Annotated in this window: 9 protein-coding genes and 1 pseudogene; 4 read left to right on the top strand and 6 right to left on the bottom strand. The window is 41.0% G+C overall.

The genetic code is table 11. From position 1 onward, the window contains the following. Nucleotides 1-338: 338 nt before the first annotated feature. The 3 genes and pseudogenes from B9Y87_RS08360 to B9Y87_RS08370 form a co-directional block, all read right to left on the bottom strand. The gene (locus tag B9Y87_RS08360) at nucleotides 339-1,445 is read right to left on the bottom strand and encodes a nickel-binding protein (RefSeq protein WP_085498020.1); all 1,107 of its coding nucleotides are present in this window, start codon (nucleotides 1,443-1,445) and stop codon (nucleotides 339-341) included. Nucleotides 1,446-1,610: 165 nt separating this feature from the next. After that, a pseudogene (gene feoB, locus B9Y87_RS08365) lies at nucleotides 1,611-3,804 on the bottom strand (ferrous iron transport protein B). 3 nt (nucleotides 3,805-3,807) lie between these two features. Then, nucleotides 3,808-4,830, bottom strand: a complete 1,023-nt coding sequence (locus B9Y87_RS08370) for a metal-dependent transcriptional regulator (protein WP_085498022.1) — start codon at nucleotides 4,828-4,830, stop codon at nucleotides 3,808-3,810. A 336-nt stretch (nucleotides 4,831-5,166) separates the two neighbouring features. Here B9Y87_RS08370 and B9Y87_RS08375 point away from each other — a divergent pair, with 336 nt between their 5' ends. After that, on the top strand, nucleotides 5,167-5,952 hold the full coding sequence (locus B9Y87_RS08375; RefSeq protein ID WP_245808687.1) for a sugar phosphate isomerase/epimerase family protein: 786 nt from the start codon (nucleotides 5,167-5,169) through the stop codon (nucleotides 5,950-5,952). 3 nt (nucleotides 5,953-5,955) lie between these two features. On the opposite strand, the gene B9Y87_RS08380 is transcribed toward B9Y87_RS08375, so the two are convergent. Together B9Y87_RS08380 and B9Y87_RS08385 are read right to left on the bottom strand one after the other, a co-directional pair. Beyond that, nucleotides 5,956-7,938: a heavy metal translocating P-type ATPase gene (locus B9Y87_RS08380; protein WP_085498026.1), complete on the bottom strand. Its 1,983-nt coding sequence runs from the start codon at nucleotides 7,936-7,938 to the stop codon at nucleotides 5,956-5,958. Nucleotides 7,939-7,991: 53 nt separating this feature from the next. Then, complete coding sequence (locus B9Y87_RS08385) at nucleotides 7,992-8,405, bottom strand: Fur family transcriptional regulator (protein ID WP_085498028.1); 414 nt, start codon at nucleotides 8,403-8,405, stop codon at nucleotides 7,992-7,994. 208 nt (nucleotides 8,406-8,613) lie between these two features. On the opposite strand from B9Y87_RS08385, the gene B9Y87_RS08390 reads away from it, so the two are divergent. From B9Y87_RS08390 to B9Y87_RS08400, 3 genes are all read left to right on the top strand, one after another. Then, nucleotides 8,614-9,915 carry an alpha/beta hydrolase family protein gene (locus B9Y87_RS08390; RefSeq protein WP_085498030.1) on the top strand — a complete coding sequence of 434 codons (1,302 nt, stop codon included), beginning with the start codon at nucleotides 8,614-8,616 and terminating at the stop codon, nucleotides 9,913-9,915. Between the two features lie 75 nt (nucleotides 9,916-9,990). Further along, nucleotides 9,991-10,359 carry a DoxX family protein gene (locus B9Y87_RS08395; RefSeq protein WP_085498032.1) on the top strand — a complete coding sequence of 123 codons (369 nt, stop codon included), beginning with the start codon at nucleotides 9,991-9,993 and terminating at the stop codon, nucleotides 10,357-10,359. A 93-nt stretch (nucleotides 10,360-10,452) separates the two neighbouring features. Further along, the gene (locus tag B9Y87_RS08400) at nucleotides 10,453-11,040 is read left to right on the top strand and encodes a pseudouridine synthase (protein ID WP_085498033.1); all 588 of its coding nucleotides are present in this window, start codon (nucleotides 10,453-10,455) and stop codon (nucleotides 11,038-11,040) included. A gap of 29 nt (nucleotides 11,041-11,069) precedes the next feature. Here B9Y87_RS08400 and B9Y87_RS08405 read toward each other — a convergent pair whose 3' ends face one another. Next, a complete protein-coding gene (locus tag B9Y87_RS08405) occupies nucleotides 11,070-11,675 on the bottom strand; it encodes a protein-L-isoaspartate(D-aspartate) O-methyltransferase (RefSeq protein WP_245808682.1) in 606 nt (201 codons plus the stop codon). Nucleotides 11,676-11,790 lie beyond the last annotated feature (115 nt).

An 11,790-nucleotide genomic window follows, 5' to 3' on the forward strand; every position in this document is an offset into this window, starting at 1 on the left:
ATAATTATTACTATTATGAGAGGCAACCCTCCTAGAAATAGATGATTGGAGGTTTTACCGTTTCTTTTTCCTTTTTTCGCCTTGCCCCATATCAAACGGGAAGGATGGAAATGGAAAAATAATTCGCCATTGGTTATTTTATTTTTAAAACAGGGGGAATACGGCAAAAACTACACCGCTGCAAATGGGGGATTACAATTCTGTATATCGCTACCATTTTATTTGTGCACGATAACATCGTTGACTTGAAGTAAAATTAAACGAAGTTTACAACGATGACCTCCATAATTAATTCAAATAGTTACAAAATTCGATCATAGCAAACTTACGATCAAAACTTATTCGGCATAATTTTGGACATATTTGGAGGGAAGGATTCCAAAATTATCCATAAAACATTTCGAAAAATAGGCTGGACTGTTGAATCCTGTACCGAAGGCAATTTCGGAAATATTATTTACCTTTTTATCCAATAGGTCCAAGGCCTTTGTCAGCCGGTAGTCCCTTATAAAACTATTGGGCGACTTCCCGGTAAGACCAATCATTTTTCTGTATAATTGGGATTTGCTGTAGCCTAAATTTTTACTAAAATGATCTGAATTGAAGGCTGCATTGGTCCATTCCTTCTCGGTGTAATCCATTAATTGGTTTACAAATTTTTCCTCTCCAACACTCAGAGTTTTTATGTTCTTATGGCTTAATTTAACGTTCAAATTTTCACTCTCGTACAATTCCTTGACCTCTTGGGATAAAACAATTTTCCCATGGGCCATAGTACAAAACCGTTCTGCCAATTTGATGGTATCTTCAAAAATACCATCCTTCTCGGTTACGGGCACTCCTACGTGCAAACCTATACTCAATTGAATATCCGGACTTTTATCCTCAGTTACCCCTCCAAGCTTGGAAAAGACCTCTTGGGAGCAGAGCACGGCATTGGTCACCGAGTTGAAGGACAATAAAAAATTACCCGATTTTTGTCTTACCACCCTGCCCAAAAATTTATCTATGGATTGCAGAATAGTTTTATTATACTTTATTAACTCCCCAATCATACGATTGGGGTCCATAATCTTAAATGATGATTTTCTTAATCCAACGACCATTATGGTCCTAAAAGCTGGGTCGTTGATAATGTTTAATTCCGTCTTTTGGGATTTTTCCGGATCTTCTATTCTACCTAAAAACGATTCCACTATAGAAGCCTCAACTTCTATAATTCTATGGGGCACCTCGCCATGGGCATGATTGTGCATATCCTGAATGGCCTTCTTATTTGGGGCCTGGATAAGACAAAAGGCCGTACGCCTTTTTTCATCGCACCAATAGGTCATACCCTTGCATCCATAAAGATGCTCTATTTTTAAATCCTCCCTATGCATTTGCGCAACATGCACCGCGGTAATCTCCTCAGGAATATCGTGACGATCCATGTAAATAGGCATAACAGAAATTTTTACTCAAGTTAGTGATTTTAATTCAGTTAGCTCAGAGTTTGCCTATTTCGTTTTATCATTATTAAAAGAACATTTAAGAATAGAATAGTTCCCCTTTACTCGTTTAATTCGAGGTCGGGAATTTTATTTAAGAGCGATAATGAGGTGTAGAATTTACGCAAGTAATCTCCAAATCTGTGCTACCAAAAATGTCACCACAAATCCTAATATAACCGGTAATACCGAAGCCACTGTAGTCCATTTTACACTTTTGGTCTCCTTATAAATAGTATATATTGTAGTGCTACATGGATTGTGCAACAAACTGAACAACATTAGGTTAATAGCCGTTAAGAGCGTCCACCCCCCTGCTCTCAGAATATCCCCAGTGGCAGTTGCGGAATCCAATTCGAACATTACACCAGCCCCTTCTCCTGCAGAAATTCCTGTAACCAGAACGGTCAACATCAAAATAGTGGGTATCACAATTTCGTTGGCAGGAATAGCTACAATATAGGCCACCAAAATAACACCGTTGAGGCCCAAAAGGAATCCAAAGCCGTCCAAAGAATCAATCAGCCAAGTGGCAATACTGGCATCTCCCAAATAAATATTGGATATAAGCCAAATTACGGCCCCTGCAGGGGCAGCAAAAACAATGGCACGCCATAGCACAATCAAGGTCCTATCTATAATGGAAGTATAGATGGTTTTCCAAAATCGCGGAGGACGGTAGGGCGGTAATTCCAAATTAAAGGTAGAAACTTCTCCTTTCAAGACCGTCTTGGACAAGCCCCAAGAAACCAAAAACATAAACACCATGCCCAAAACAGCTATGCCTATAACGGCCGCCAATGACATAATCCCCGAATAGCTAGCCGGTACCAGGGCCCCCACAAATATGGTTGCGATCAGAATCTGTGTGGGCCAGCGCCCATTACAAAGTGAAAAATTATTGGTGATAATGGCAATCAATCTTTCCCTAGGGCTGTCTATTATCCGGGTAGCCACAATACCTGCAGCGTTACATCCGAAGCCCATGCTCATTGTCAAGGCCTGTTTACCGTGTGCTCCGGATAATTTAAATAAATGATCCAAATTAAAGGCTACCCTTGGTAGATATCCAAAATCTTCCAACAAGGTAAATAAGGGAAAAAATATCGCCATAGGAGGCAACATTACAGCAATGACCCAGGCTACCGCCAAGTACACCCCATCAATCAAAAAACCGTCCAGCCACCATGGCATGCCAATGTTGGAGGCGAATCCCTTTAAAGCAGGATGAATCGTATCCAACAACAATCCGGACAACATTGCGGACGGGTAATTGGCGCCAACTATGGTCATCCAAAGCACTACAGCCAATATTATGAACATAAGAGGGAAACCCCAGACCTTGCTCGTAATGATTTTATCTATTTTGGTGTCTATCCTGAAAGTTCCCTTTTCATCCTTTTTACGCACAGCGCCCTTTACTATTTCAGCGGCATCAGCATAAATTCCTTCCGCCAGATTATCATGGAATTCATCTCCAATTTGCCAACGAAGGTCATTGGAAAGAGCAATAATATGATCTATTTTGTTAGTATTCATTGAGATCCAATTAAACGAATTCACCGGTTTTAAGGGTTTCAATAATATTTCTGTCCCCTTCCAGCAAGCGCAAGGCTATCCACCTACTATTGGGAATGTCCGGATAGACTTCTTTTATTTCCGCGCTTAATTTTTCCAAGGCCTGCTCTATATTCTTAGGTATATTTTTAATGCGGTGGGGCTTACAAACAATTTTACCGTTGGCCAGTTCACTAATAGTCTGGATCAGTTCCGGAATTCCCCTATTATACCTAGCGCTAGTAGGGACCACAGGGATACCCAGGTCTTTGGCCAAAGTACGGGTATTTATTTCCAGATTATTTCTTTGCGCCTCATCCATTAAATTTAAACACAGGACTGCGTTATTGGTAATTTCCAAAATCTGTAATACCAAATTCAGATTTCTTTCCAGCCTACTGGCATCAACTACGATTACCGTTACCGAGGGCTTTCCAAAAAGAATAAAATTCCTGGCAACTTCCTCATCTTCAGAGGTAGAAAGCAAAGAATAGGTGCCCGGTAGGTCTACCAGTTTAAATTTTTCCTTATTGTATTCAAAAGCACCTTCCGCCCTGGTTACCGTTTTGCCAGGCCAATTACCGGTATGTTGGCGTAAACCGGTCATGGCGTTAAAAACAGTACTTTTTCCGGTATTCGGATTACCTGCCAAGGCTACCACAAAGTCAAAATCGGAGGTGTTTACCCCTAACTTCTTCAATCCGTCAGCATTGAATTGGACACAGGTCTCACACGCACTTTTTGGTTTAACTTCCATGATTTAATCTTTTTGTATTAGAATTTTCGATGCTTGATTTTGACGCAGGGCAATACTGGTTCCCTTGATCAAAAAGGCCCTTGGATCGCCCAAAGGATTCAAAAGGTCTAGTTTGACTTCTGCTCCTTTCACAAAACCCAAATCCAATAGTCTTCTTCTACTATCTCCCCTAATTTCCTTGGATATCCCTATAATCTTGGCAGTTTCATTTTCCTTCAAAATGGACAGCCTCGCTAAATTTTCTTCAAATACCACGTCCTTTTCCAAAACTGAAACCGTTATATTACCTGCCATTATGGGCGCCAATACAAAGGCCTCCCCCTCCGAATGAAATTCAATACGGGCTGGCGTCTTTTCCATGATCCGTATCACAGATCCGATATGAATGTTTTCTGCCAGGATCTGCTTGTAAATTATTTCGGGCTTATCCTTGATATGGACAATTCTTCCAATAGTGCCAATGGACAGTTCCGAAACCGGTATTCCTTTCACTTTGGCAATCTTTCCCGTATTGGTTGGTATGGGATCACCATGTGGGTCAAACTGGGGATTACCCAACTGGGAAGACAGAATATCCGCCTCCACCTTGGACAATTCATGTTCCATTCTTTCTGCCCTTTCGTGCCATTCCGATTCCTTAAACCCGGTCTTTTCGGCTAAAAATTTCTCCCATAACCTATGGGCCCTAACTATACGAAGCGCATAATCACTGCCCGATTTTGTAAGTTTCACGCTATCGCCCTCTATGCTTATCAATGCATGGTGAGACATTCTATTGATGCATTCCAGTATAAGCTTATCATTATATTTTAAGGTTCTGATAATGTCGTTGACATTAAGATGTTTGTCCGCATTTTCATTGTGATATAACAATTTAAGAACATCCTCAACGACAATTTTGTCATTCGAAACCGAACTATTTTTTATCAGCCAAAACCATCCCTTATTTGGCCTAAATAGTAGATATGCCAAAATTGATAATGCAAAAAACACTGCCAGTGCAGTTATAGGGTTGTAGGTATTCATTGGTCTGTTGTATATATATTTTTGGCTACCGTACGCTTAAATGTAGGCCATGGCCCATTTCAATCTCGGTTTTGTAATTTTTTATAAAGATAATTATTAATTTTTAGATTAACCTAAAAAAATATTTCACATAGACTATACTATAAGCTGGGTCAATCAACCTGGTCTCTACCATGCATTCGCGTTTCATATTGTGGTGTACTTTTAAATTTTATCTTTCATTTTGTAGCCTATTCATAAAAACTTATACTACTTTTAAAAAAAAGATTATTTACCAGCATTATGAAAAAGTTATTGTCTTCCCCTGCCCTAAAAAAATTGATTCTACCCCTACTAATGATCGGAATGTTCAATGCCAGTGCCCAACAAAAAATTGGAGGGCTGGCGCTCTACACGGTTAGGGACAATATGGGAGCGGATGCCAAAGCCACTCTAATGGCGGTTGCAGAGGCAGGTTATAAAAATATTGAGGCGGCGGGTTACAGGGATGGCAAGTTTTACAATATGTCTCCCAAGGACTTTCACAAACTACTAAAGGAAGTAGGGCTGGCCCCTATTAGCACGCACCAGGGTGGTGTTACCTTAGAGAATGCCGATAACATGATCGCCGATGTAAAGGCGGTCGGTTTCAAGTACTTTGTAATTCCGGTACCTCCCATGGGATTGAGGGACGATTATAAACAATTGGCCACTGTCTTAAGCACCCTTGGCGAAAAATGTCATAAAGCAGGGTTGAAACTACTGTACCACAATCATGATTTTGAATTCAAAAAAGGAAATGATGGTATAGTGACCATTGATTATTTGCTTGAAAATACCGATCCAAAATATGTTAATTTTCAGATGGACCTCTTTTGGGTAACCAAAGCAGGAGAAGACCCTGTGGCCTATTTTAAGAAATATCCCGGTAGGTTTAAAATGTGGCATGTAAAAGATATGGACTCCGAAGGAAAATTTGCTCCTGTTGGTAGAGGACAAATTAATTTTTCCGATATCCTAGCTGAAAAAAAACTGTCTGGGATGGAATATTACATGGTAGAGCAAGATAATACTTTTGACATAGCACCTCTGGAAGCCATAAAAATTAGCCATAAAGGCCTTATCGAAATAGGTTTTAAATAATCGCTAATCCAAATTATAACGCAGTAATCGCAGTGCATTGATGACTACCAGGATGGTAGAGCCCTCATGAATGGCAACGGCAACTCCGATATTGGCAAATCCGAACAGGGTTGCTGGAATTAAAAATGCCACAATCCCCATACTTGCCCATAGGTTCTGCTTAATAATTGATTTGGATTTTCTACTTAGGCCGATCACAAAGGGAAGACTTTCTATCCTGTCCGACATCAAAGCTACATCTGCTGTTTCCAAAGCTACATCACTTCCTGCCGCCCCCATGGCAATACCAACAGTGCTGTTGGCCATGGCCGGTGCATCGTTTACGCCGTCTCCTACCATAGCGATTTTAATGCCTTTATTAACGTATTCCCCAATAGCCTTTACCTTGTCTTCTGGAAGTAAATTTCCTTTCGCCTCGGTTAGTCCAATTTGTGCCGCAATGGAATCTGCCACGTTTTGATGGTCCCCGGTCAGCATTATCAACTGTTTTATCCCTATTTTCCGTAGGCGCTCCAAGGTAGGAGCTGCACTTTTTCTAGGCACGTCCATAACACTCAACAATCCGATGGCCCTTTGCTTATAACCAACAAGCATAATGGTCTGTCCTTCTTTCTGCAATTGGTCTATTTGGTCTTGAATTTCTTCTAAAATTTGTATTCCCTTTTCCTTCATCAGTTGTCCATTGCCAATATAAATATGGCCACCGTTGTATTGCCCCACTACTCCCTTGCCCTGAATGGCCTCCATATTGGAGGAACGGTTACTGTTTTCAACCTTATATTCGTCCTTAAGATCTTTGGTTATGGCCCTCGCCAAGGGGTGGTCGCTTAGGCTTTCAACGTCCAGGACCAATTCTAAAAACTCCTTTTTGTCATATCCGTTCAATGCAATTGCATTAATCAACCTAGGCTTGCCTTCGGTAAGGGTACCTGTTTTATCAAAAGCAATGGTAGTAAGGCTACCCAGATCTTCCAGGGCACGACCACCTTTGATGATCACACCCTTATTGGCAGCTCTGGCTATGCCGCTGATTACTGCACTGGGTGTTGAAATGGCCAAGGCGCAAGGGCTGGAGGCTACTAAAACGCTTATAGCCCTGTATAGGCTATCCTGGACCGTCTCATCTATAATCAAGTGAAGAAAACAAAGGCCTATTACCAAAACCACCACTATAGGTACAAACCATTTTTCAAATTTTTTAGTAGTTAATTGGGTGGGCGATTTTTTAGTTTCCACCTCGTTTATCATTTTCACCAAACGTGATATTGTGGCATCCGCATTCAACTTTAAAACTTGGACTTCAAGCATGGAATCCCCATTTATAGTCCCGGTAAAGACAACATGGGACGGGTCTAGTTTTTCAAATTGGGGCAAATCGCTAATATCGTGAATCGCTGTTTTGTCCACGGGAATACTTTCTCCCGTTATTGAAGACTGATCAATACTGCTACTGCCCTTAACAACTACCCCGTCTGCAGCTATTTTGGTATTTGGTTTTACTACTATAATATCGTTCAACCTTAATTCCTCAACTGGAATTTCCTTTAAATCGCCTCCATTTTTCAGCAATGCCGTCTTCGGGGAAAGTTCACCCAAGGCCTTGATTGACTTTGAGGCTTTGTTCATGGCATAATGCTCCAACGAATGTCCTAAACTAAATAAAAACAGTAATAAGGCTCCTTCCCCCCATCTATCTATATAAGCAGCGCCTATTGCAGCGACTATCATTAGGAAATCTATTTCAAATTCCCCCTTTCTAATCTTGCCTATAGCCTCCAGCAGGGTGAAATATCCTCCAAAAACATAGGCCAATATATAGCAGACCAGTGAAACCCATGGTGTTGCCCATGGTACCCTGGCCAAAATCAATCCCATTAAGAAGAAGACACCGCTTAAAATGGCAAAATATAGCTCCGTTCTCTTTCCAAAAATTCCTCCGTGGTCATGATTGTGATTGTGTTTTTCATGATCATGCTGATGTTCCATACTTATAATTTGAAAGCAAAATTAACCCTAATGCCCGTGCAATGTATGTGCATTTATTGGTTACAGTGCTCACAAGTTCCCTTTACCAGCATATTCACATCTTCAGGTATAAATTTGTCGGGAAGATTAATTTGTGGTATTCTGTGTTCGGTTAAGCAGGTAGTCCTATTGCATTTAGTGCAATGAAAATGCAAATGCAGGTCCGAATGATTGGCCATACCATCATCATGATCGCAAAGGGCGTATTTAGGAATTCCGGTGCCATCATCTATTTGATGCACAATGCACTTTTCCTCAAAAGTCTTCAAAGTCCTGTATAAGGTGGTTCTATCGGATTTCTCAAAATTTCCCTCTATGCTACTAAGGCTAACGGCCGAATTTTGCGAAACCATAAATTGATGTACCAAAATACGCATAGCCGTTGGCCTAACACCAAATCTCATCAATTGCCTTTCAGATTCTTCCATAACTTTTAGAGGTGGTCTAGTTTTTACTATTGCAATTTAAAATTATGCCTGCTTCTTGGATACTTTTGGCTTTCCCTGGAAAGCTAAAAATACCACTTCTGAAAATTTAATATTTAAAATTAATGATAATGGTACAAAGGGTAAGCCCGGAACACAAAATTGTTCCTTTAAAATTCGTAGATTTAAACAAAACCAATAATTCTGGATCATGTCAATTATCAACCGTTTTTCTTATCTCCAAATAATAATTTGTTTTCTAATTTACAACCTAAGCTTAAATGCCCAAACCGATTCCTTTGTCTATGGTGATGCACTCCCGGACGCACCTGAGTTATCTGCTCGGGGAACCTATGCTGTTGGCGTAAGTACTTTGGATTTTATTCATGAGGGACAGGCAGATGTATTAAACTCAAAAAATGGAATTGACCCCATCTATGATCGACCATTAAAAGTAGAGGTTTGGTATCCCGCTCAGTTGGCCAAGGGAGCAATAGAAACTGTCCTTTATAATGAGGTCATGGGAACCGCCAATGATTCCCTGCGCCCCTTGATTCCCATTACCATTAAGGGCAGGGCATCCCGTGATGCCGCACCTCTAACCGCCAATGGTCCTTTTCCACTTTTAGTGGTGGCACATGGCTATGTGGGCTCCAGATATCTTATGACCTATCTTACAGAGAATTTGGCATCCAAAGGATATGTTGTCGTATCCATAGACCACACGGATTCAACTTTTAAGGATGCCTCCCCTTTTTCAAGTACCTTGGTGAATCGCGCAAAAGATATCTCCTTTGTTATGAACCAAATTGCGGATTTGGGAACATCCAAGAACAAAAACTTTTTAACGGGATTGGTGGATTCCGAAAACATCGGTATCATAGGCTATTCCATGGGAGGTTACGGAGTTTTAAACGTAGCTGGAGCCGGATATAGCGATGGTCTTGTAGGATTTTTTTCAGGCATGACCGGCGGCAGCAAAGCAATAGTCGACTTGGCCATGAGTAATCCGGAATTCCCAAAGGTCGACCCTAGAATAAAAGCGGTTGTAGCCTTCGCCCCATGGGGCATGGAGCGGGGCATTTGGGATGCCGAGGGCCTAAAAGGGCTTAAAGTTCCTACCTTTTTTGTTGCAGGAAACCAAGATGACATATCTGGCTATGAAAAAGGAATTAAGGCAATATATACCGGGGCTGTTAATGCTGACAGATATTTACTTACCTATAAAAATGCCAGGCACAACGTAGCCCCTAATCCACCCCCAGTGGAAGCTTTGGCTCCCGGTCTGCATATTGACGAATACTATAGGTACGCCGAACCAAGTTGGGACGAGAGAAAGATTAATAATGTGAACCAACATTTCTTAACGGCCTTTTTAGGTATTCATCTGAAACAGAAGGATTATTCGAAATTTTTGGAGTTACAAGAGAATTCCAATGAAAAGGATTGGACCGGATTTAAGCCGCGATCTTCCACCGGAATGGAACTGCTTCATGCCAAACCTGCGCCCTAAGAGCAATGGATGAAGCAATGTCCTTATTGTCGCGATACACAACTTTATTTTATATCCTCTTAAAACAGTAAGGCCATGAAACTATTTTGGACCATTCTTAAAATACTTTTGGCCCTTTTTATGATATACGCAGGGGTACAACATTTTATAAAACCAAGTTTTTATCTCGTTTTTGTACCTGATTTTCTGCCCTATAAAGTGTGGGTCGTTTATTTGTCTGGAGTAATAGAGATTGCCTTGGGTATCCTTCTATTGCTTCCGCATTACTCCCGAATTGGCGCAACAGGAATACTTTGGCTCATGATCCTTTTTCTTCCGATCCATGTTTGGGATGTTTTTTCTGACCAACCCGCCATTGGAAGTTCGGAAGCAGCCATGATCCGCTTGCCAATACAGTTTGTCTTTATAGGTCTTGCCTGGGGCGTTAAAAAATATGCAACGTGAAATAGCTTGGATTGATGTTTCAAATACTATCCACCGAAAAAAATTACACCTTTGGTGATTTAAAAAGAGTTTAATTCAAAGTACCTTCCACCCATGCTGGAAAATGACCATCTACATTTTAAAATTTACAAACCATTCGGAATGCTTAGTCAGTTGCATTCCAATGATGCCAAAGAGTCGCGCAACAAACGCTTCTTAGGTGAACTTTATAACTTTCCGGATGGGATTATGCCCATTGGGCGACTGGATGAAAAATCGGAGGGATTGCTCCTGCTCACAACCGATGGAAAACTGAGTAATCTGATCAACCGTTCTGGTGTGGAAAAGGAATACTATGCGCAGTTGGATGGCGAAATAACCAATGAGGCCATAGAACTACTACAAATTGGAGTGGAAATTGGATTCCATGGGAGGAAATATATAACCAAATCTTCCCAGGTCCAAAGATTGTCCACACTCCCTGCCCTGCCCGAACCGAACAACAAATTGAGAATAGGACGTCATAGACCAACTTCATGGATCAGTATCTCCATTACCGAAGGCAAGTTTCGTCAGGTACGCAAAATGACTGCTGCCGTGGGTTTTCCCACTTTAAGACTAATTCGCATGCGCATAGGGGATGTTCGTTTAAAGGAATTAAGCCCGGGAAAAGTAACCCCCATCAAGGAACCATCTTTTTAAATGTTCGGCTATGGCCGTTCCAATAAATATTACTGTTTTCTTGTGAAGGGAACAAAACGAACAGGGAACATATTTTTAGTTATTACCCTATCCTTCTTTTTTAACACACTTACCAAATAGGTGATATTATCGTTTGATCCAACGGGGATTACCATACGTCCGCCAATTTTTAATTGGTCCAATAAGGGTTGGGGAATCGAATCTGCTCCTGCCGTGACCATAATTGCGTCAAAAGGTGCTTTTTCTGGCCATCCATGATATCCATCGCCCCAATTTACAGTGATATTGTCATACCCTAAGTACTCCAATCGGCTCTTGGCGGATACGGCCAAATCCTGTATTATTTCAATAGTGAAAACAGAATCCACAATTTTACCCAATACCGCCGCCTGGTATCCCGATCCCGTTCCAATTTCCAAAACCCTATCGGTCGATTTCAATTTCAATGTTTCTGTCATATATGCCACAATGTACGGCTGTGAAATAGTCTGATTACTTCCAATAGGTAGTGCCCCATCCCTATAGGCATGCTCTACCAAATTTTTAGGCACAAATTTATGCCTTGGTACATTTAGCATGGCATACAAAGTTAAAGGGTCTATTATTCCCCGGTCCTGAAGCTGTGTTTTCACCATCTGCTCCCGTTTAAAGACGTGATCCTCCTGGGCAATAACTGCACCTGCAAAACAAATCGCAAGGGTATAAACAAAAAGAGATTTACAGATCATCACTCTAGTTATCAAATAATAA

Source organism: Arenibacter troitsensis (assembly GCF_900177645.1).
Lineage (GTDB): Bacteria > Bacteroidota > Bacteroidia > Flavobacteriales > Flavobacteriaceae > Arenibacter > Arenibacter troitsensis.